The 22,735-nt window shown below is 41.1% G+C and carries 14 protein-coding genes; 7 read left to right on the forward strand and 7 right to left on the reverse strand.

Annotated elements, in window-relative coordinates; genetic code table 11:
• Window positions 1-45: 45 nt before the first annotated feature.
• Window positions 46-525 carry a DUF2947 domain-containing protein gene (locus QPX86_RS14870; RefSeq protein ID WP_055025085.1) on the forward strand — a complete coding sequence of 160 codons (480 nt, stop codon included), beginning with the start codon at window positions 46-48 and terminating at the stop codon, window positions 523-525.
• Window positions 526-873: 348 nt separating this feature from the next.
• Window positions 874-1,446: a chalcone isomerase family protein gene (locus tag QPX86_RS14880; protein WP_285163100.1), complete on the forward strand. Its 573-nt coding sequence runs from the start codon at window positions 874-876 to the stop codon at window positions 1,444-1,446.
• A 163-nt stretch (window positions 1,447-1,609) separates the two neighbouring features.
• Here QPX86_RS14880 and QPX86_RS14885 read toward each other — a convergent pair whose 3' ends face one another.
• From QPX86_RS14885 to QPX86_RS14895, 3 genes are all read right to left on the reverse strand, one after another.
• Window positions 1,610-2,422 carry a hypothetical protein gene (locus QPX86_RS14885; RefSeq protein WP_080916284.1) on the reverse strand — a complete coding sequence of 271 codons (813 nt, stop codon included), beginning with the start codon at window positions 2,420-2,422 and terminating at the stop codon, window positions 1,610-1,612.
• A 114-nt stretch (window positions 2,423-2,536) separates the two neighbouring features.
• Window positions 2,537-3,466 carry a DUF6268 family outer membrane beta-barrel protein gene (locus QPX86_RS14890; RefSeq protein ID WP_055025087.1) on the reverse strand — a complete coding sequence of 310 codons (930 nt, stop codon included), beginning with the start codon at window positions 3,464-3,466 and terminating at the stop codon, window positions 2,537-2,539.
• A gap of 159 nt (window positions 3,467-3,625) precedes the next feature.
• Window positions 3,626-4,270 carry a TetR/AcrR family transcriptional regulator gene (locus QPX86_RS14895; protein ID WP_192021333.1) on the reverse strand — a complete coding sequence of 215 codons (645 nt, stop codon included), beginning with the start codon at window positions 4,268-4,270 and terminating at the stop codon, window positions 3,626-3,628.
• Between the two features lie 233 nt (window positions 4,271-4,503).
• Here QPX86_RS14895 and QPX86_RS14900 point away from each other — a divergent pair, with 233 nt between their 5' ends.
• The 4 genes from QPX86_RS14900 to QPX86_RS14915 all read left to right on the forward strand — a co-directional run bounded on the left by QPX86_RS14900 (window position 4,504) and on the right by QPX86_RS14915 (window position 11,553).
• Window positions 4,504-5,616: an efflux RND transporter periplasmic adaptor subunit gene (locus QPX86_RS14900; protein WP_285163101.1), complete on the forward strand. Its 1,113-nt coding sequence runs from the start codon at window positions 4,504-4,506 to the stop codon at window positions 5,614-5,616.
• Entirely contained in the window at window positions 5,613-8,687 is a 3,075-nt protein-coding gene (locus QPX86_RS14905; RefSeq protein WP_285163102.1) for an efflux RND transporter permease subunit, read from the forward strand. Before QPX86_RS14900 ends, QPX86_RS14905 begins: the two co-directional genes overlap by 4 nt.
• A gap of 170 nt (window positions 8,688-8,857) precedes the next feature.
• Window positions 8,858-10,861, forward strand: coding sequence for a methyl-accepting chemotaxis protein (locus tag QPX86_RS14910; protein WP_285163103.1), 2,004 nt, complete (start codon window positions 8,858-8,860; stop codon window positions 10,859-10,861).
• Window positions 10,862-11,070: 209 nt separating this feature from the next.
• Window positions 11,071-11,553, forward strand: coding sequence for a DM13 domain-containing protein (locus QPX86_RS14915; RefSeq protein WP_220753058.1), 483 nt, complete (start codon window positions 11,071-11,073; stop codon window positions 11,551-11,553).
• 97 nt (window positions 11,554-11,650) lie between these two features.
• Here the strand turns inward: QPX86_RS14915 and cydX are convergent, their stop codons facing one another.
• The 3 genes from cydX to QPX86_RS14930 are packed head-to-tail and all read right to left on the reverse strand — an operon-like array spanning window position 11,651 to window position 14,498.
• Entirely contained in the window at window positions 11,651-11,773 is a 123-nt protein-coding gene (cydX, locus tag QPX86_RS14920) for a cytochrome bd-I oxidase subunit CydX (protein ID WP_220753059.1), read from the reverse strand.
• A gap of 13 nt (window positions 11,774-11,786) precedes the next feature.
• Complete coding sequence (gene cydB / locus QPX86_RS14925; protein ID WP_220753060.1) at window positions 11,787-12,926, reverse strand: cytochrome d ubiquinol oxidase subunit II; 1,140 nt, start codon at window positions 12,924-12,926, stop codon at window positions 11,787-11,789.
• 15 nt (window positions 12,927-12,941) lie between these two features.
• A complete protein-coding gene (locus tag QPX86_RS14930) occupies window positions 12,942-14,498 on the reverse strand; it encodes a cytochrome ubiquinol oxidase subunit I (RefSeq protein ID WP_220753061.1) in 1,557 nt (518 codons plus the stop codon).
• A gap of 2,268 nt (window positions 14,499-16,766) precedes the next feature.
• Between QPX86_RS14930 and QPX86_RS14935 the strand changes: the two genes are divergently transcribed.
• The gene (locus tag QPX86_RS14935) at window positions 16,767-18,365 is read left to right on the forward strand and encodes a GntR family transcriptional regulator (RefSeq protein ID WP_285163104.1); all 1,599 of its coding nucleotides are present in this window, start codon (window positions 16,767-16,769) and stop codon (window positions 18,363-18,365) included.
• Window positions 18,366-18,640: 275 nt separating this feature from the next.
• On the opposite strand, the gene purL is transcribed toward QPX86_RS14935, so the two are convergent.
• Entirely contained in the window at window positions 18,641-22,522 is a 3,882-nt protein-coding gene (gene purL, locus QPX86_RS14940) for a phosphoribosylformylglycinamidine synthase (protein ID WP_285165176.1), read from the reverse strand.
• Between the last annotated feature and the right edge of the window lie 213 nt (window positions 22,523-22,735).

The following is a 22,735-nucleotide window of genomic DNA, read 5'->3' on the forward strand; positions in this document are numbered from 1 at the left end:
CCAGTCTTAATGCAGACCCACCTCTTTCAAACCTAGGAGCTATTTTTGGCACACACTTACATCCCATTAGATGCATACAAGCGCAAGTGGATTTTTAACCATAAAGATTTGCCTGTGTTAGATACAGATAAAGCGTTAATCAAGCCACTTACCGATAAGAGTGCAATGACTGTCTGGAATCAATGGATAAGTAATAAGTGTAATCGTGCTGAATTATTCTCTAAAGGTGACTGGGCGGCCAAACAAGACGCTTGGAAACAAACTGAACATTGGCAATCTGCATGGGACTCTGATGACAATGCATTGCTAGAGCCCATTGCTGAATTTATCGATTGGGACGACGATACCCAAGTGTTCTTCTGCTACGAAAAATATCAAATTATTGAAACCACTTGGGCGGTGTTTGCCCGTAATTGGAAAGCATTTTTGTTTTTCGATGACGGTCCAATCCTGATTGCTCCCAAGAAAAAACAAGCAATCATGTTTGAACAAAATGGACAATATAAGCTAGGGATGCGCAGCTAAAAACCGATTAGCCACGTTTACTCAAACTTATCAACGTGGCAAGGGCCTGTTGATCTTTCAAGGTTATTTTTGCAGCGAATTGTTATCCATTTATACAAGGCAGAGACTTTGTGGTGTAGTTATTCTACATAAAAAGTCGATAACGCAGTAAAAATGGACAACAAACGCTGCCCAAAGGTTCGACTAAAAGTGTTTTACTCTTTGTTGGATGAATCTTTTTAAATAAAGAAGTGCTTAGATGACTAGGCATCAATCCATCCGCCTTAATTAAAACACTTTTATTTCGAACAAAACTTAACCAGCAAAGATCAACAGGCCCTATCAATACAATTATAAAATGAGTCCTCTATGAAAGCATTTTCAACAATCGCTCTAACCGCTGTTCTTTCAACAAGTTTATTTTCATCGACGCTAGTACAAGCTAAAACCGTATCAGGTGTCGAACTTGAAGATAACCTGACAATCGCAGAGCAATCTCTTGCATTAAATGGCGCAGGTGTACGCAGTAAATTCTTTATGGATTTGTATGTTGGCAGCCTTTATATCGCAACGCCAGCAACCGACTTAACGTCTGTATTAGCACAACCAATAGCAGTTGTTCGGCTTAACATCACCTCAGGTATGATTACCTCAGATAAAATGGTCGATGCCATTAACGAAGGTTTTGATAGCGCTACAGACGGTGACATTAGCCCAATACAAGCTGAAACTACTCAGTTTATGGGCCTATTTACTGAAGAAGTCAGCAAAGGGGATCAATTTACCTTTGTTACTCATAAAAGTGCTGGCGTAACCAGTTTTAAAAACGGCGTTGAACAAGCCACTATTGAAGGCGAAGCGTTTAGACAAGCACTGCTGAAGATTTGGTTAGGCGACGACCCTGCACAAAAAAGCTTACGTAAAAAGATGTTGGCTAAATAGTCTATCGATAGATTGGTATTATAAGCCTTTCATGCAGATGTAAGGCTTTCTCGTTTTAAGATAAGAATATCTATTACCAAGCTAAAAAATATTTTTAGATGGTATTTTCATACTTGTACAAATAAAATTTAGCCAATTGTAAAATTAGATAGAAACTCTGACATTAAGGCTCAAGAGTTAAAGGTTTTGGTTCTTCTTTTCCAAAATAATTCCAATCAACCAAATTATATTCTTTATGTTTGATAGCATGCATGAAGTTAAAAAAGTGCTGTCTGACGACCGCAGAATCTTCAAAATTTGCATAAATTGTAAGCCTATAATCACTTTCCTTGACGATAATACTGAAACTATTTTTCCCTAATACACCATAGTCTTTGCCATTAATGTCGTAAACAAAGTCTGTGTCTCTGTTAAATGCGGCATTCTTAATAAACAACGTCTGCCAATTTTCAAACCAATTAACATCTACGGTTTTTTTAAAGCTTTCTTCGTCAACAATTTTATCGCACTGGAGTATTGATGGTGTAATTTCATAACCTTTACGAACAATGTCATGAACTGTATTTTGATAAAACATTTCTAACTTTTGACGTTGCTCATGATTTAATATCTCTATGATTTTAGGACCCAATGGAGAACTATTAATTTCATTGAGTTTCTTCTGTCCATCTCTATCCACTGTAATTAAAAATGCAATACCTTTATCTTCTGAACCAAAAAACCAAGTGTTTTCAGGAAATGGCTCTAGTAGTGTGAAATCAGTCAGATCAATAACAGGAATGACTGAGTTAAATACTTTAATAGAAAATGGAGTATCTCTTTTGATAGAGTCCCAGTCATTTTTTGACCATGTTAACTCTAATCTTTTTGAGGTCAGGTACTCATTTACTGGTTCGCAAAAACTTGAGTATGATTTGTCTTTGGCAAAGGCGTTAAACGAAGTTACCAAGATTAAAATACAAATCCATTTGCACATTAAAGTTCCTATATAACAATTGATTATGCTAATAATCAGAGTCTAAAAATAAATATCAAAAAGCGACTATTAGATCGCTTTTTTGTTTATCACAACAATCTAATTATTGAGTGATTAAAACTTAATATCGAACGCTAAACCAATAGCTGCTTGATTTTCTAGCTCATCAGTCACTTCAGGCTGACTTAACTCCATTTCGCTGTTGAAGAAGTATCCGCCGTAAGCATTCACTGTCGCTTTATCACTGATATTCCAGCCCGCTCTTAAAAAGCTCACCCACTCTTCCACTTCAATGGTTTGCTCAGCATCTGAAATCAAAAAGCGCTCTGTGCGTCGAGATGTCCCTAAACCAAAATCCCACTTTTCATTCAAATTATAAGTCAACTCAAGACCAGCAGGTCCACTAAAGCCCGCTTCAAAGGGGTTACCTAGCGTTAACTTATCAGTAATTTTCCAGCGCACGGCGATGTAAGGTACGGTTTTAACTTCTGAAATATCATTAAGATATGCCACACCAAAGCCGAGCATGTTGCCAGACTCAAAACGATACATCGCCGAGCCAACTACACCATAGCTTTGTGCATCTGAAGATGATGCGGTATTGGCATAAGAATATTGCAGCTTAGGCGCAACCATAAACATCCAATTCTGATTTGGACGGTAAATCAGTGACAAACCCGCACTGTATTTATTGATTGAACTCCAAGGCGTGACTTGGCCGTTCAACACACCGCTATCGATGTTTTTAAAGCCATAATCTAAATTGTCATAACCAATATTAGCGCCGATCATCCACTCTTTGTTGATTGGCATCGCACCCGATAACTTTAAGCGCCAAACATCACGTTGTAACTCAGCGTTAGTGTCACCCACTTGGGCTGAGTCTGTGGAAGTGCGCGAGACATGAAACTTAAACGGGGAGTAATCTCTCGCGATAACTTGAGGAGCAAGGAGAAGTCCAGCAAGCGCTGTTAACTTAACCACTTTTTTAACAGAACTTACGTCAAGCTGATTAGCCTGGAACAAGCTTGGAATAACTTTCATTAACTGCTTCCTTTCTCATTATTATTGTGGTCGAAATGATTAATACTCAATAGCAAAAGGTAATACCAAGGCACTACCAATTTGGATCACAATTTCAATATATTATGAGATATTACACAGTTTTAGCATGACACAAAAGCACTGATTTACATTCAAATCTTAAATACGGTGAGCCGTTAAAAATAGGTTAACGCTATCGTTTATATATTGCTCTCGATCGGCAATTAAATCGCTCACATCTAAGCCTAGCTCTAGTCGAAGCTTTACCTCACCAAACAACATTAAACATAACCTCACGGCACAATCATGCGGCTTTTCAAAATAAAAAACGTCTTGTTTGTTGACTTCACCCAAGTACTCACTTAATAAGCCCAATATGTGTTTTGGGCCAGCATCAAAATAAAGCTTGGATAAATTCGGGTGAGTTTCAGCATGAGCCAAACAGGTTTTAAATACAGCTACGACTTCATCACTAATGATTAGCTCGCCAAACTGGTGCGCAAAGGTACGAATTGTATTTTCAGGATTTGTTGCGTCTTCTAGTAAGTTGCCCGTTAACTGATGAACAACACATTTAGATTCGATAGCAGCAATAAACAACTCATCTTTAGAGCCATAGTGAGAATAAACCGTTTGCTTTGATACGCCTGCCTTCTTCGCCACCATATCCATACTGGTGCTCGGAAAGCCTTGAACACAAAAAAGCTCAATGGCCGATTGCAGTATCGTTGCTTTTTTTTGCTCACTTCTTGTTCGCGGCAAGTCATGATTACATGTCACTGGAATATCAGAAATTTTGCTCATAAACTCTTCTTTTTTGTCTCAACAGGCGCACGTTATCGCTTTACAACTTAACAACAACGATAACATTTAATCACAAATTAGACTGGACAGTCTAGTTTTTTGGCCATAAACTAAGCCTAAAATGGACTAGACAGTCTAGTTTTAATTATTGAGCATCACACAGATGTCATTCGCAGGTCAATACAATAGCTATGATTTGCCTTGGAAGTTGCATTAGCAATAGGAATGTTCCCATGAAAACAGCGACGCGTTCATTATCCGCACTCAGTATTGTCATTTCATTTTTGCTGCTAAGTGGTTGCGGCAATGATGAAACCATCCCAACGCCTTCTGTGGCTATGCCGAATGTCATCACCCAACCCTTACGGTTTAATTCAAGTTATCAACATCAGCAAAGTTACACAGGCACTGTCCGCTCAGCTGATACCACAGGTGTAGGATTTGAACTTGCAGGCAAGCTAAGTGACATTATCGTCGACAGCGGTGATACTGTGATTAAAGGGCAAAAGCTTGCCACCTTAAACACCCAATTACTTGAAGCTGAGCTGCAACAATTAAGTGCATCACTGCAACAAACCCAAGCGGATTTAGATTTAGCCCAAAGTAACTTGGAACGCTCCATTGAGCTCAAAAAAAAGCAGTATGTTTCTGAGCAGCAATTCGATGAAACCCAGCAGCAAGTCGCTAGTCTTTTAGCCAATCAAAAACGCCTTAAAGCCTCGCTATACGCCACAGAACTTAAACTTGAGAAATCAACATTAGTCGCTCCATTTAATGGCACCATCAGCAAACGTCATCATAATTTAGGTGAAGTGATCGCGTTAGGTAGCCCAGTATTTACCTTAATCGGCACAAATCAACAGCAAGCCTATATTGGTGTTCCCCATAGCGTCGCTCAAACGCTTAAATCAAATCAAGTCGTTGATATTCGCATTGGAGACCAAACCCATAAAGGCTTAATCGCTGGTATCAGCGCCGAAATAGACCCTGTCACTCGTACTGTTCAATTACGTATCGACTTACCCAACAATAGCCAAGTGATTAATGGCGAAATTGCCTACCTTGAGTATCAACAGCAAATTGCTGATGCGGGATATTGGGTACCAATATCATCGCTTACCGACGGTGTTAGAGGCTTATGGAATGTCTTTGTGGTCACGAAAAATGAACAAGGACAAGCCCGAATAGAACGCCGAGACGTTGATATTTTATATACCACAGAAAAACAAGCTTACATCAATGGTGCGATTCAAAAAGACGATGTAATTATTACTCAAGGCTTGCATAAACTGGTGGTAGGACAGCGTGTAAATCCCACTTCTGAGACTGTGGCGAGGTCATTATGATTAAGGCCTTTGTCGAAAACGGCAGACTCGCCAGTCTTATGATTGCATTACTATTGGTGGCTGGTTTAGGCGCTATTAGTAGTTTGCCTCGCACAGAAGATCCCACCATAACCAATCGCTTTGCTTCGGTTATTACCCAGTACCCTGGCGCTTCAGCTGAACGTGTCGAAGCGTTAGTCACTGAAGTATTAGAAAATGAGCTGCGCCGCCTAGAAGAGCTAAAGCTGGTTCAATCCACTTCCCGTCCTGGCATTTCAGTGATTCAATTGGAGTTAAAAGACACGGTACTTGATACTGCTCCCGTATGGTCTAGAGCCCGAGATCTGATTGCAGACAGTAAATATCAACTGCCCACATCGGCGCAAAATAGTTTATTGGACGATCAAACAGGCTATGCCAACACTGCCATTTTAGGCTTGGTATGGAACAGCGACACCCCCATCCGTACTGATGTGCTAAACCGCTACGCTAAAGAGTTACAAAGCAAGCTTCGGGTATTAAACGGCACTGATTTTGTAAAATTATCAGGCACACCTGATGAAGAAATATTAGTAGAACTTGATGGCAATAAAATCAGCCAACTCAAGTTAACCCCAGCAAGTATTGCAAGCATTCTGTCAAACGCTGACAGTAAAATTTCTGCAGGTCAAATCAATAACGCCACATTTAAAGCCTTAATTGAGGTATCAGGTGAGCTAGATTCCATTACTCGGGTTAGCGAAGTACCGCTAAAAATTGATGCAAGCGGCCAGATTATTCGCCTTGGTGACGTGGCGAATGTCAGTCGTCAACCGAAAACCCCTGCAACCAGCATCGCATTAATTAATGGCGAACCTGGGGTACTAGTGTCGGCACGTATGATTGATAATAACCGTGTTGATAAATGGCAAGCTCAAGTGAGTCAGGTAGTTGAAAGCTATAGTGCAAACCTGCCTGCCAACATTGATGTGCAATGGCTATTTGATCAACAAGGTTATACCAGTGTTCGTCTTGGCGACTTAGTCATCAATCTGATCCAAGGATTTTTGATCATTCTTTTTGTACTTATGTTAACACTTGGGCTGCGTAACGCCGTTATTGTGGCGCTATCACTACCGCTAACTGCGCTCTTCACCCTTGCTTGCATGAAATACACCGGCTTACCCATCCATCAAATGTCAGTCACAGGCTTAGTGGTTGCTCTTGGGATCATGGTCGATAACGCCATTGTGATTGTCGATGCCATTGCCCAGCGCCGCAAGCAAGGGCTAACCAAGCTTGAGGCTGTGAGTAAAACCTTACATCACCTTTGGTTGCCTTTAGCTGGCTCTACTATCACCACGATGTTAGCTTTTGCGCCAATTGTACTCATGCCTGGCGCTGCTGGTGAGTTTGTTGGTGGCATTGCTATTTCAGTCATGTTCGCTTTGTTAGGGTCTTACATCATTTCCCACACGATTATTGCAGGCCTTGCGGGACGCTTTAGTCAAGATAACGAGTCCATGGCTTGGTACCAAAAAGGCATGGCCTTTCCTCGCCTAGGACACGCTTTTAAAGCCAGTTTACGCTTTGGCTTATCAAAACCCTTACTCACAGCCATACTCATCGGAATATTACCGGTATCGGGCTTTTATGCTTCGACAAAAATGACCGAGCAATTCTTTCCGCCTTCAGACCGAGATATGTTCCAAATTGAAGTCTATTTAGCGCCTCATGTCAGCCTAGATAACACCCTTAAACAAGTTAAAAGCATTGATGAGCGTCTTGAGTCAATTGACGATGTTGAAATGATCACTTGGGTGGTTGGCGGTAATACACCTTCGTTTTATTACAACCTTACCCAACGTCAGCAAGGGGCAACAAACTATGCTCAAGCTATGGTGAAAGTCACTGATTTTAACGCTGCCAATAGATTGATTTTATCGCTGCAACAAGAATTTGATGCTGACTTCCCTCAGGCACAAATCTTGGTCAGAAAGCTTGAACAAGGCCCACCATTTAATGCACCAGTAGAACTGCGGATCTATGGCCCGTCATTGGATACATTAAACCAGTTAGGCGAGCAAGCCCGTGGCTTACTGATGGACACAGAGGATGTGATTCATACCCGTGCCACCTTGAGTGCAGGATCACCTAAAGTCTGGTTACAAATAAACGAAGATGCCAGCTTAATGAGTGGTCTCAATTTATCTGATATCGCTAAGCAAATAGAAATGGCGACCACAGGTATTATTGGCGGCAGTATTTTAGAGCAAACGGAATCATTACCTGTTCGAGTTAGGCTTGCTGATACGTCTAGAGAAGAAGCAACGCGTCTAGCAGAACTTAACTTAGTCTCTAGCCAAGGAGACACCATCCCGCTTTCAGCAGTATCACAAAACCAAATTAATGTGAGTCGTGGCGGTATTCCTCGCCGTAACGGCGAGCGAGTGAACACAATAGAAGCATACATTGTCAGTGGGGTTTTGCCCGGTAAGGTGCTTAATGACGTTAAAACAAGGTTAGAACAAATTGAGTTACCGTCTGGTTATCATCTTGAAATTGGTGGTGAAAGTGCCAAACGAGACGAAGCCGTTGGTAATTTACTGTCCAATATCGTCGTGGTAGTGACCCTGCTATTGGCCACTGTAGTGTTATCGTTTAACTCATTCAGATTAACCGCCATTATCTTACTCAGTGCCTTCCAGTCTGCAGGGCTTGGCTTACTAGCCGTTTACCTGTTTGGTTATCCGTTCGGCTTTACCGTCATCATTGGCTTATTGGGCCTAATGGGTCTGGCAATTAACGCTGCTATTGTGATTTTAGCTGAATTAGAAGACGTACCAGAGGCTCGGTTAGGCAATAAAGACACCATTATTGCCTTAGTGAGTGGCTGTGGCAGACACATTGGATCAACCACTATCACTACCATTGGCGGCTTTTTACCCTTGATCATTGCTGGCGGTGGATTCTGGCCACCCTTTGCCATTGCAATAGCGGGCGGTACATTACTAACCACCATGCTGTCACTTATTTGGGTACCCACCATGTACCTTATTTTAATGAAGAAAAAACAACAGAATTCTGAAATATTGTCGCCCGTACAAGTTTAATATAATCAACTACTAACCATCAAAAAAACGACGCATTAATGCGTCGTTTTTTATTATAGAATCGCCAATTACACATTCACGAATTTACTCAATCTAGACATGATCTCAATCAAGTCATCTTGGTCTTATTTACTCTAGATTGGAGTGACCTTTAATTCGGAAACTATCAAATGAACTATCGAAATTGGTCAATAACAAAACAAATAACGTACTTTTCGTTAGCGCTCACGATACTAGTATTCAGTATTATCTCTTCAGTATCCTATTTCAGCTCATCTAATGTATTAAAAGACAAAGCTATTGATTCGATGAACGAGCAAATGCAAAGTAATGCTGCGCTCATCGAACTGCAATATGTCAGCTTATTAAATCTTGCCCGCCGTAACGCTGATATTCTTCGTGCTATGTATCCTGGCAATTTTCATAAACCTGATCGCAGCGTCAGAATTTACAGCACTCAAACCCCTGCACTCGTTCATGAAAATACCCAAATTAATGCCACCAAAAGTAGGGTCGATCGCTTTTCAAATCTCACTGGCGGCACAGCAACTATCTTTGTTAAAGATGGTGATGACTTTTTACGGATCTCAACCTCGCTTAAAAAAGCCGATGGTTCAAGAGCATTAGTGACCTATTTGGGTAAAGGCCACCCAGGTTATCAAACACTAATTAGAGGAGAAACCTACGAAGGGTATGCCAAGTTATTCGGCAAAGATTACATGACAGTTTACCGCCCAATCAAAAATGATAGCGGTGAAGTCATTGGTATTCTGTATATAGGTTTTGACATTACAGAGTCAATCACTGAGCTACAAAAAACCATCAACAATCTGGTGGTAGAAGAATCAGGCTACTATATGCTGGTAAGAAACAGCGATAAAAATCTGATTTCGCATCCTCGATTTAATACTGGGGATGAACTCAACCCTGAAATTTTAAATGGCTTAGATGCCAATAGAATGATCGGCAATCATTTTAGCTACGAGTATCTCAATAATCAGCAAAAAACTATGTTTGCCAATAGCATTAATATCCCAGGTTGGAATTGGACATTAATAGGCTTAACTGAGGCATCAGAGCTAAATAATGAAAGTTTACAGCTGCTATATATCACCGCTGGCGTTGCTGCTTTAGGGATTATTCTAATCAGCGGTTTACTCGCTATGTTACAAGTTAAGACACTAGCACCGCTTAAACTTTTACAACAACAACTGCAAGCATTAGGCAAAGGCGACCTTTCTCAGACATTTGAGGTAAAAGATCCTCAAAGCAACAATGAAATCGACCGCATTACCGCCAGCGCGGCGGACATGTCGACTAATTTAAAAGACTTGATCGACTCATTGCAGCACTCGGTTGAAACATTAGAATCTCAGGCGCAAAAAGCCCAAGAAATGGCAAGGGAAAATGGTGATGAGTCTGAATCACTCATGATGCAAACCAATCAAATCGCCACTGCAATTGAAGAAATGTCAGCCTCTATTCGTGATGTGGCAAATCATTCCAATGAAGGTGCGACTAAAAGCCAGCAAGTGGATGAGTCATCACGTAGCGGTCATCAACAACTTACCGAAGTCGTTGAGTCACTCAATTCACTTAAAACCCAGCTTAATGAAAGCCAAGCTAATATTGAAAATGTCAGTAAAGAAAGTGAAGCCATTAACCAAGTTACCGAAGTGATTAACAGTATTGCCGAGCAAACTAACTTACTGGCGTTAAATGCGGCTATTGAAGCGGCAAGAGCTGGTGAGCAAGGACGCGGCTTTGCAGTGGTAGCTGATGAAGTTCGATCGCTTGCTCAGCGCACTCAGAGCTCGATTTCTGAAATCAGTAAAACCATTGGCCAATTGCAATCGCAAGTTAAAAGCACTGCCCAGCAAATGGAAGACAGTCATAAATTGGGCACTTATTCTGCAGAGCAAGGCATGGAAACCAGTCACCAATTGAGCCAAATCACCGAAAGTATCGGTGAATTAGCTACATTCACTAGCAGCATCGCTAGCGCTACAGAGCAGCAGAGTGCTGTAGCTGATGAAATTACCCGTAATCTTCATCAAATATCTTCGCTTGCCAATGAAGGCCAAGAGCGCGCTGGAGATACAGTTGAAGTGGCTGATGGATTAACAGAGCTCGCAGGTGAACTTAAAACTAAGATTAATTTCTTTAAGGTTTAAGCTCATTTAGTTTAGGTTCATTTAGTTTAGGTTCATTAAGACTTAAGTTAATAGAAGATTTTTATTAGTTGAAATAAACCTTTGCGAACTCAGGTCTTTATTAGGGCATGAACTGAAAAGTTCATGCCCTTTTGTTTCATAACAAATGGCCGTAACAGCAAAAATCAAAGACTGAATAAAATGATTCGCTCAAATTGATAAGGAAAAGCATGAAAAAACGTACCATAGCCGCATTACTTTCAAGCCATGCGCTCGTACTTGCCGTGGGTTTTGGCGCAGGTATTTACGCACTTCCGATTCTGACTGCGCCAGATGCACCTAGTAGCGAGCAAGTAACGTCTATCGACACTCAGCAACGCTTTACCACTGAGTTTACCAGAGATCTAAAAGACAGTGACGCATTGCACTGGGGCGAAGGTAAAGTCACCATTGGTGACGAGTTTATTACCCTCAATGGTAACCTCTCACCTGGGCCTGATTTTAAAGTGTATTTGGCAAAAGAATTTGTCGAGACCGAAGCTGACTTCATTCGCTTAAAATCAACCATGGTTCAAGTGGCAGACGTGAAAACCTTCGATAACTTTTTGGTTCCTATTACTACAAACGTCAATGTCGCCGATTACAACACCATCATCATTTGGTGTGAAAGCTTTAATCAATTCATTACAGCAGCTCAATATCAGTCTATTTAATCGTTAAACAAGACTTTAGCTATTCCTACTATGATTTTTAGCCAATAAAAAACCCTGCACTGTGGCAGGGTTTTATTTTTCTAGCTTAAACTACTGGTTACTTATCAGAGTCAGATTCTTTGATTCTGTCTAAGTTTTCAGTGTTTTCAAGCCAAAGCGCATTAATGATGCCAAAAGCACAGGCTAGTAATACACCTAGTATCCAAGAGAAATACCACATAATGGCTCCTTAATTAATAAAGTGATGTCTTGTTCTTTTCAATGAACTCACGGTTCAAGCGACCAAACATCTTGTAATAAGTCCAAGCGGTATAACTCAGTACAATCGGTACGAAAATGATTGCAGCCCAAGTCATTACAGTAAGTGTAATCTCACTCGCCGTGGCATCCCACATGGTTAAACTCACATTCGGGTCTAATGAAGATGGCATGATGAATGGGAACATTGCTGCGCCACAAGTCAAAATGATACCTGCAATAGCTAATGAGCTAAACAAGAAGGCAAAACCACTACGGTTTAAGCGACTCGCAAGTACAACCAGTACTGGCATAAGCAGACCCAATACAGGGAATAGCATCGTCAGTGGGTACTTATCGTAGTTAGCTAACCAAGCGCCAGCTTCAACAGCAACGGTTTTAGTCGTTGGATTTGAAGGGCCAGCAGTATCGATAGCAGAAGTAATCACGTAACCGTCAATACCGTTTACTAACCAAACACCTGCAATAGCAAATAACACAGCAACAAGAAGACCTGTGATTTGAGCAGCTTTTGCTGCACGAACACGTAGTTCGCCTTCAGTCTTCATTTGTAGCCAAGATGCACCTTGCATCACGAACATAAACGCTGCAATTAAGCCTGCTAATAAACCGAATGGGTTAAGTAAGCCAAATAAGCCACCGTGGTACGTTGCACGTAAGAACTGATCAAAATCAAATGGTACGCCTTGGAGTAAGTTACCAAACGCAACACCGATAATCAGCGGAGGCACAAAGCCACCGATACATAACGCATAATCCCACGACTTACGCCATCTTGGATCTTCAATTTTCGAGCGGTAATCAAAGCCCACTGGACGTAGGAATAAGGCAAACAGTACCAACATCATAGCCACATAGAAGCCAGAGAAAGATACGCCGTAAACCATAGGCCATGCAGCAAACAGTGCACCACCAGCAGTAATTAACCAAACTTGGTTACCATCCCAGTGCGGAGCAATGGTGTTAATCATGATACGGCGGTCAGTATCGTCTTTACCAATGACTGGCAATAACGCACCCACACCCATATCAAAACCGTCGGTCACAGAGAATCCAATTAGCAACACGCCAATCAGAGCCCACCAGATAAATCTTAGTATTTCATAATCAAACATAATCAGGTCCTCAGATTAAGCATCTTGGTTTTCAAAATGATATCTACCTGTCTTAAGGCTTGATGGGCCAAGACGAGCAAACTTAAACATTAAGAACAATTCAATCACTAGTAGAATCGAGTAGAACACAGTGATAGAAATGATACTGAACCACAGATCCGAAGTCGTTAGACTCGACGCTGACATAAAGGTCGGAAGCACTTCTGAAATAGTCCAAGGTTGACGACCGTATTCAGCCACAAACCAACCACATTCAATCGCAATCCAAGGTAACGGTAAGCTGTAAAGTGCAGCACGTAATACCCAAGGCTTCTCTTCAATCTTATGGCGCGTGCTTTGCCAGAACGCAGCAGCGAACACGAATAACATAATCACACCGGCACCAACCATAATACGGAATGACCAGAACATAGGTGCTACGTTAGGGATTGAGTCTTTAGCTGCAGCTTTAATTTGCTCTTCTGTCGCATCAACCACATTTTCAGTGTAACGCTTCAATAGCAAGCCATAACCTAAGTCACCTTTAGTCGCTTCAAAGTTGGCTCGTAGCTCAGGACTTTCGTCACCAGCTTTAAGTTGCTCAAGGAATGAGTAAGCAATCATACCGTTACGAATGCGGATCTCATGCTCATCAATTAAATCGATAATCCCTGTCACTTGCTCATCTAGTGAACGTGTCGCAATGATACCCATTGCAAAAGGAATTTTAATTGCGAAGTCAGTTTCCATTTTTTCTTGATTCGGGAAACCTACAGCAGTAAAGGCTGCTGGAGCTGGCTCAGTGTGCCACTCAGCTTCAATTGCTGCTAACTTAACGCGTTGTACTTCACCGACTTTATAGCCAGATTCATCACCTAATACGATAACCGAAAGGATAGATGCCATACCGAAACTTGCAGCAATCGCAAACGAGCGACGAGCAAACGGTAAGTCACGACCTTTAAGGATGTAGTAAGAGCTGATTGCAAGAACGAACATCGCACCAGCAACATAACCAGATGCTACAGTATGAACGAACTTAACTTGCGCTACTGGGTTAAATACCACTTCAGCGAAGCTGGTCATTTCCATACGCATTGTTTCGTAGTTAAACACAGAACCTACAGGGTTTTGCATCCAACCGTTTGCAACCAAAATCCATAAAGCCGACATGTTAGAAGCAATGGCGACTAACCAAGTGACTGCTAAATGCTGACGTTTGCTGAATCGATCCCAACCGAAGAAGAACATACCCACTAGAGTCGACTCTAGGAAGAATGCCATTAGGCCTTCAATGGCCAATGGTGCGCCGAAAATATCACCCACATAATGTGAGAAATAAGCCCAGTTAGTACCGAACTGGAATTCCATTGCTAAACCGGTGGTCACACCTAAAGCAAAGTTAATCCCGAATAATTTACCCCAGAATTTAGTCATGTCTTTATAGATCTGGTTATCAGTCATCACATAAAGTGATTCCATGATCGCCAAAATAAAGGCTAAACCTAAGGTTAACGGTACAAACAGAAAGTGATACATGGCTGTAAGCGCGAACTGCAATCGTGACAGCTCTACAACCTCTTCAATAATCATTGGTGACTCCTTACTCGGTACATCCAAATGCCATGATGATTCCCATCAATCACAACAAGTGCCATTGCAGGAAAAAATTTAAAATACTTTAAGTAGCAACATTGCCACGTTAACAACTTGTTAAACACAAGCTTTATTTCATCTCAATCTTGTGGGTAGTTTATCTTGTTAAAACACCTCGCAAATGAGACATTTATCACACTTAAGCCCAAAAAGTGACTTAACACTACAAATCCAAAACCACTAATAATGACTAATCATTAAATATCAACAACTTAAGTGAAAAATCAAATACTGTAGACCTGTAATTTATATCACCGAAATTTGATGCCAATCAACATAATCAGCTATAAAAAATGGCTTTTATGCGGGTTTTGAGCAGGCGCGCAAACTACCACCTTTTAGGGGTTGACCCGAAAGCGAATACTTGCTAGGGATTTGTTTACATTTTTGTAAAATCAACATCTCTAATCCACTCAAAACTAATAAAAACACTCCTAAAACAAAAAATAAACTTTCAACATTTAAGCAATAGAATATTTAACCCTAAAATCAAACCCAAAATAAAAACAAACAACTGAATTAATTAACTAAAAAATCATTCATCTTTAAAAAAAACAACAAATAAAGATGTAAATAGATAAGTTTTACTAATGATAAAGATTAATTTTATTCGTTTGAGTGTTTTTTAAAACGAATATAGAATTTGCCCTGTGTTGAGAGTAGGTCGATTGAACTTGAATAAAATGGATATCAAGTTGCATCCCCAACTCTACTAATTTTAAATATTACTGAGTGGAGATTTAGAAAATGACTAAATTATTTGAGCGTTTCATCAACAGCTACAAAAAAGTATTTGTTGAAATGTACCAAGCGTACTAAACAGGATTTTATTGTTGCTAATGTTTGTGTCTTACCTATTAGACACCCGAGAGCAGCAATACAACGGAAGATAGATTGAGTATGCAGTTGCTTGCTAATTCTATTAGACGTTACCCTTGATGTTTTGTTAGCGCAAAACAGCTCTTGCAGATCACTTGCAACATAGAGCATTGATTAGCCCTTTAGAGTTTCGATTCTAAGGGGCTTTTTAATGCCCCTTATTGATGTCTTTCTTTATCTCAAGTTTCTATATCTAAACTTTCTTTATTTAAAGTAAGAAGTATTCAAACATACGTTTGATATTGAATGATTGATCAACTTTTGGCTGAGATTTGACCAATTGTCCAAAATCCGTTTGGATTAAGGTCAACGTCGTGGCGCTTCTGCTACACCAGATTTAGTGCGAAGAATTTAAACCTCCATTTCCAAACTTCGTTTGGATTAAGGCCAACGTCGTGGCGCTTCGCCCACACCAGACGAAAGGGAAACAACAGCATTTCCCTTTTCGATATCCCTTGCCGCCCCAACGAAATTACTCTTTCAAAACGAGTAAGCCTCATGCTTATTCGAAAATAGCTAACGCTTTAGACAGGCCATCCATGGCCAACTAAAGCTAGCCTGACCTCCTGTCAGGCTTACGCTATTTTCTTCAACGCATTTCAGCAATTTCAATGGGGATTTATTGCACCTACAGGTTCGTTTGTATCCACAATTATTTCCTGAAATTATTCTTAGTCTTGAATGCTCAATTTGAACTTCGTTTGTAGACCGAATAGATCCCTGATCTTTTTAGTTCTTTAAGTTGTCAACAATACAGTCAAATCGAAGAGACAATAATCCCAGTGTAGATGCAGCAGCGAGCTTCCAAAACATGGATGTTTTGGCAGAGCTTACAGGGATGTACTTGCTGCGTCTCGCAGTTGTATCTGCACATAAGCCTGCGGCAGGCAATGGATTAAGTTGAGGTGTAGGCCTTAAGTAAATGAGTCAATGTGAATGAGGTTTAAAGTTAGTGGTTGTAACTCGTTTATGCCCCATTAAGTGCTAACTCACGAAACCTAGTGGACTGAAGCTAGTCACGTTTGCCATACATTTTTTAATGTATAAGAAAAATAGAATGCCTAGCCTTGTACCTTAGACCCATCATTAAGTCGCTCCTAGAATTCACTAGATATCCACATGTATGCAAATGATTTAGTGCTTCCCTTAACATTCCTCCATTTAATATCGGTTGCATAGGCTTATCTAACCCTATACTATCAAACTCTAACAAATCAATAACTTGAATGCATAACTACGGAATATGGCATTAAAATTTGCAAGTGGTGCATAGCCTTAGGTATTAGCCGAATGGCACAGCAAATTTTTACAATGGACTAATATAAAATGAAAGTAATAGATGATATATGGTCATCAATTTGGGGCTCCAGTAAAACTAGAGTAACAGACCCATTTGTGGGGACGTTCATAGTTTCATGGGTTATTTGCAATTGGAACTATCTAGCTCTTCTTTTCTTGGGAGAAGGTAGTGCCACCGAAAGAGTAAGTGGCTTCTATATGTACTTATCTCATTCTGAAGTGATAGCTATTAACTCAATTTTCACAGTCCCTTTTTTGTTGACTATTTTATATCTATTCATTTTTCCTTGGATATCGTTGCTTGTAAAGTTTTTGCAAGCGACAGTAAATAATAGATTACATCAGCAAGCTGTTAACGTAGATCTTAGTAAAGTAATTCAACAAGAAGATCTCAATAAAGCTAAGTTAAAAGCTAATCCCGATAAGCAATTTTTAGAACAGAACCTACAGCTAGAAATTGACCGCAAGAAAGAGCTATCGGAGCAGAGAAAGCAAAGAACCTTACGGTTTGAAATCAAAGCTACTGAAGCTGCACTGAGAGCTAAAGAGGCAACAGCAAAAGCTGAGGAAGCTGAAAGTAAGAGAAATAGTGCAAAAATAGATGAAGAGAAGAAGAAGAGTCAAGCTGAATTAGAGCGCCAACGATTTAGTATTAGTAGTGCTGAAGTTAGAGCAACTTTAGCCTCCCATCGCTTTCCGTCAGCTTACCTGTTTATGTCGCTTATTTCTGATAGTGTTAATCAAGATGGAATAACTCTGTCTCTTTCGGCTACTAGCAAGGTAGTAGCTGCAATATTTGGCTATAAGGACTTTGAGTCGTTAATTGGTGATGACAATTTCAACAATGAACATTTTTCGAATGTTGAATATATCTATTACGATGATAGTGAATTAGCTAAAAGACTTGAAGGTATTGTCTCTGAAGAGGGAACAGAAAACGAAGACTTAACATCAGAAATGCTATTCGAGCATATTCGTATGATATTTGAAGAGTTGCCATATAAGTTTGTTGACCTTGATGAGCTAACTCAACTAAGTGTTGAGTTATGTGAAAATGATAGCTTCAGCTTATTGGATTACGAAGGCACGGCTAGTTCACAAGCTGAATCAGATACTGATTTCGATGAGGTATATGTTGAAGGTGCAGAGAATGCAGAATTTAATCATGGCTTTACAGCTAATATCAATGCGTCAGCGAGTGGTTCCCATCGAAAAGAAAGTGATATCACTGGAAGAGACATGTCAATATTAGCCCAAGTTACCAGCTCTGTTGTGCTAGGTGAATATGCTTTGGGCCCACTTGAACTTATACATGTTAACGGAGGTTTAGTTGACTATTGGGAAGATGAAGCACATCAGGATAGCTTGGATCCTAGCTTCGAGGTTGCACTAAAAAAGTATCAAGGATTTAATGAATTTGTTCGCTATATTAGTGAAAATATTAAAGTCGGAGGAAAGTTACCAGCTGAAAGAAAACTGTCCGAGATACTTAATTCAAATAGGTCCGTTATAAGAGAGTCTTTAGCAAGGTTGGAGTCTTTCGGGTTTATTTTTATTGAACATGGTAAATCTACAATTCTAATCAAGGAGCTTCCTGAAATAATATCAGAGGAATTAGTGGAGTAAGTGTAAACTAACTCCTCAAACTTACCTCTCAAGAGTCTCTATTTTCCCCACGATTTTGGTAAGAATTGAAATTTTCATGTTACTGTTACCAGTATTTTTCCGTAGTAGGTTGCCATACTTCCTCTAATGGCAATCTTAAGATTTAGAACCTTGGCACTAACGCATTTTTGTCCAAAAGTGAGTTAGCAATACTCTCAACACAAGTCCCATCCAATAAAAAAGGCGACCAAATGGTCGCCTTTAAGCTGTTAACTCAATACTAGGTTAAGTACAACTTAACCTAACTTAACGCGTGCATTACGGAACATACGCATCCATGGGCTGTCTTCTGCCCACTCGTCTGGGTGCCATGAATTAGCAACGGTTCTGAATACACGCTCTGGATGCGGCATCATAATGGTTACTCGACCGTCTGTTGTCGTTAGTGCAGTAATAGCATTTGGCGAACCATTCGGGTTTTGTGGGTATTGCGTTGCGATTTGACCGTTACCGTCAACATAACGCAGTGCCACTGTACCTGATGCTTCTGCTGCTGCTAGTGCTTCAACAGATTTAAATTCAGCGCGACCTTCGCCGTGTGATACAGCAATTGGCATGCGTGAACCTTCCATTCCTTCAAAGAAGATTGATGGACTCTTTTGCACTTCAACCAAACTCGCACGGGCTTCAAAACGCTCTGAACGGTTACGGACAAAGTGTGGCCAATGCTCACTACCTGGAATGATTTCTTTCAGGTTAGATAACATCTGACAACCATTACATACACCCAGCGCTAATGTCGCATCACGCTCAAAGAACTGAGAGAACTCACTGCGAGCACGATCGTTAAATAAGATTGATTTAGCCCAACCTTCACCAGCGCCCAGTACGTCACCGTATGAGAAGCCACCACAAGCAACTAGGCCTTGGAACTCTTCAAGACTGATACGACCCGATAAGATGTCTGACATATGAACATCGCGGCTTTCAAAACCTGCGCGGTCAAATGCGGCTGCCATTTCAACGTGAGAGTTAACGCCTTGCTCACGAATAATCGCCATCTTAGGTGCTGCGCCTTTTAAGATATAAGGTGCTGCTACATCTTCACTTGGGTTAAAGCCTAATTTAACTGTAAGACCTGGGTCTTTAGCTTGCTGTTTAAGCTCAAATTCTTCTTTGGCGCATTCTGGGTTATCACGCATGGCTTGCATACGGTAAGTGGTTTCTGACCACATAGTGCGAAGCGATACACGCGAATCACTGAATACTGCACGTTCACCGTCAACCACTGTGATGTTATCGTCAGTCGTTAATGTCGCAACGCTATGGCAATCAACGCCAGCGGCGGCAAATTGCGCTTTAATCGCTGCGCTATCTGCTTTAGCCACTTGGATAACCGCACCTAGCTCTTCGTTAAATAAACGTTCAAGGTCGTTACCTTTAAGAGCTGCTAAATCGATGTTTAGGCCAGTGTTACCAGCAAATGCCATTTCCACTAATGTGGTGAATAAGCCACCGTCACTGCGGTCATGGTAAGCCATCACTTTTTGCTCAGCGACTAATGGCTGAATGACTTCGAAGAATCCACGTAAGCTTGCTGCATCGTCCAAATCTGGTGCAACATCACCCAGTTGGCTGAATACTTGTGCTAAACAAGAACCACCTAAACGGTTTTGACCTTTGGCCAAATCAACCAATAACAGCTCAGTCTCGCCTTTATCAGTGCGAAGCTCTGGCGTGACAGTGTGGCGAATATCTTTCACCACACCAAATGCGGTAATAACCAATGACATTGGCGATGTCACTGTTTTGTCTTGACCTGCATCATTCCACGCAGTCTTCATCGACATTGAGTCTTTACCTACTGGAATGGTTAACTCAAGCTCTGGGCAAAGCTCTTCACCGACAGCTTTTACTGCTTCATAAAGACCAGCATCTTCACCTGGGTGACCTGCTGCTGACATCCAGTTAGCTGACAATTTAATGTCTTTGAATGAGCCAATATCAGTACCAGCAATGTTTAAGATTGATTCTGCTACCGCCATACGCGCTGATGCGCCGAAATCAAGTAGTGCAAGCGGTGTACGCTCACCAATCGACATGGCTTCACCGGCGTAGCTGTCAAAGCTTGATGCAGTAACAGCACAATCGGCAACTGGAACCTGCCAAGGGCCAACCATTTGGTCACGGTTAACTAAACCTGTCACTGAACGGTCACCAATGGTGATAAGGAATGATTTATCTGCAACCGTTGGTAAATGTAGGATACGAGAAACCGCATCTTTTACATTTATCTCTGCTTGATTAAGCGCTGGAGATTCAGCTTTAGTTGACACCACATCACGGCTCATTTTAGGCGCCTTGCCTAATAGCACTTCAAGCGGTAAATCAATTGGCTTGTTATCAAAGTGGCTATCTTCAAGGGTTAAGTGCTGCTCTGCTGTTGCATCGCCGACAACTGAAAACGGCGCACGTTCACGCTCACAAATTTTTCTGAAGGTTTCTAAATTCTCTGGCGCAACCGACATAACGTAGCGCTCTTGAGATTCGTTACACCAAATCTCAAGTGGACTCATGCCTGGCTCATCTGAAGGGACATTGCGTAAGTTAAACAATGCGCCACGGTCAGCGTCATTCACAAGCTCAGGGAAGGCATTTGAAAGTCCGCCTGCACCTACATCGTGAATAAATTGAATTGGGTTGTCATCACCCATTTGCCAGCAGCGATCGATCACTTCCTGACAACGACGTTCCATTTCTGGGTTTTCACGTTGTACTGAGGCAAAATCTAAATCTTCGCTTGATTGGCCTGATGCCATTGAAGATGCAGCGCCGCCGCCCAAACCAATGTTCATTGCAGGACCACCTAAAACAATAAGCTTAGCGCCTACGGTGATCTCGCCTTTTTGAACATGATCTTCACGGATGTTACCTAAACCACCAGCAAGCATAATTGGCTTGTGGTAACCACGAACTTCAACACCGTTGTGGCTTGAAACTTCTTGCTCGTAGGTACGGAAGTAACCCACAAGTGCTGGACGACCAAATTCGTTGTTAAATGCTGCGCCACCTAATGGGCCTTCAGTCATAATTTCTAATGGCGTAACAATACGGCTAGGTTTGCCGTAATCGCCTTCCCATGGTTGTACAAACCCTGGAATTTTAAGGTTAGATACACTAAAACCAGTTAAGCCCGCTTTAGGTTTTGAACCTCGACCTGTAGCGCCTTCATCACGAATTTCTCCGCCTGAACCTGTAGCTGCGCCTGGGTATGGGCTAATGGCTGTTGGATGGTTGTGGGTTTCCACTTTCATCAAGATGTGCATTGGCTCAGTGTGATAGTTGTACACGCCGTCTTGATCTGGGAAGAAGCGACCCGCAACGCTACCGTTCATTACCGCAGCGTTATCTTTATAAGCTGACAACACATTGTCTGGAGTAACTTCAAAGGTGTTCTTAATCATTTTAAACAATGATTTAGGTTGCACTTCACCATCAATAGTCCAGTCAGCATTGAAAATTTTATGACGGCAATGTTCTGAGTTCGCTTGAGCGAACATCATTAATTCAATGTCGTTAGGGTTACGGTTTAAGCGAACAAAGTTATCCACTAAATAATCAATTTCGTCTTCTGCTAAAGCCAAACCTAGCTGAACGTTTGCTACTTCTAACGCGCGGCGACCTTCGGCAAGAATATTAATACTCTTAAACGGCAGTGGCTCAGTGCGTTCAAATAACACTGATGCTGCAGCAAACTCTGGTAAAATCACTTCAACCATACGGTCGTGAATTAGGCCTTTAACTTGCGCTAATTGCTCAGTGGTCAGTGAGGCACCAGCAACGTAATAGGCAACACCACGTTCAAGACGTTTTACTTTGCTTAAACCGCAGTTTTTAGCAATGTCAGTTGCTTTTGAAGACCAAGGAGAAATGGTGCCTGGACGAGGAGTAACAAAAAATAATGAACCTTCTGGAGCATGAGATTCAATGGCAGGTCCGTAGGTTAAAATCGTTTCAAGCTGTTGATATTCTTTATCGTCAAGCTTGTCACTGATATCAGCTAAATGGACATACTCAGCGTAGATTTGCTCAACAGGAAGGGCTGCAGTTTCACAGGCCTCCATAAGCTTTTGGATTCTAAAAGCTGAAAGTGCTGGGGCTCCGCGAATGATCTCAATCACGTCAATTCACCTTATGATTATATTGGCAGGGTAAGAATTGGCGCTATTATAGGGAATCACACTTTATAAATCACCTAAGAAGGCTTGCTAGAACAGTGTTTCCCGTTAATGAAAACAATCAAAAATAATCGACTATTTTTAACAGTAATGTTTCAGCAACATTTTATTATTATTTTATTTTTTTAAATTCGATTTTACTAATGAATTCAA

It is taken from the genome of Shewanella goraebulensis (genome assembly GCF_030252245.1).
Taxonomy (GTDB): Bacteria; Pseudomonadota; Gammaproteobacteria; order Enterobacterales; family Shewanellaceae; genus Shewanella; species Shewanella goraebulensis.

Coding starts and splice junctions, on each gene's coding strand:
- QPX86_RS14895 (WP_192021333.1), bottom strand. CDS start 4,270: ATGAGCAAAATTTCTGATATTCCAGTGACATGTAATCATGACTTGCCG.
- QPX86_RS14935 (WP_285163104.1), top strand. CDS start 16,767: ATGAAAGTAATAGATGATATATGGTCATCAATTTGGGGCTCCAGTAAA.
- QPX86_RS14905 (WP_285163102.1), top strand. CDS start 5,613: ATGATTAAGGCCTTTGTCGAAAACGGCAGACTCGCCAGTCTTATGATT.
- cydB (WP_220753060.1), bottom strand. CDS start 12,926: ATGTTTGATTATGAAATACTAAGATTTATCTGGTGGGCTCTGATTGGC.
- QPX86_RS14915 (WP_220753058.1), top strand. CDS start 11,071: ATGAAAAAACGTACCATAGCCGCATTACTTTCAAGCCATGCGCTCGTA.
- QPX86_RS14885 (WP_080916284.1), bottom strand. CDS start 2,422: ATGTGCAAATGGATTTGTATTTTAATCTTGGTAACTTCGTTTAACGCC.
- QPX86_RS14930 (WP_220753061.1), bottom strand. CDS start 14,498: ATGATTATTGAAGAGGTTGTAGAGCTGTCACGATTGCAGTTCGCGCTT.
- QPX86_RS14900 (WP_285163101.1), top strand. CDS start 4,504: ATGAAAACAGCGACGCGTTCATTATCCGCACTCAGTATTGTCATTTCA.
- cydX (WP_220753059.1), bottom strand. CDS start 11,773: ATGTGGTATTTCTCTTGGATACTAGGTGTATTACTAGCCTGTGCTTTT.
- QPX86_RS14880 (WP_285163100.1), top strand. CDS start 874: ATGAAAGCATTTTCAACAATCGCTCTAACCGCTGTTCTTTCAACAAGT.
- QPX86_RS14910 (WP_285163103.1), top strand. CDS start 8,858: ATGAACTATCGAAATTGGTCAATAACAAAACAAATAACGTACTTTTCG.
- QPX86_RS14890 (WP_055025087.1), bottom strand. CDS start 3,466: ATGAAAGTTATTCCAAGCTTGTTCCAGGCTAATCAGCTTGACGTAAGT.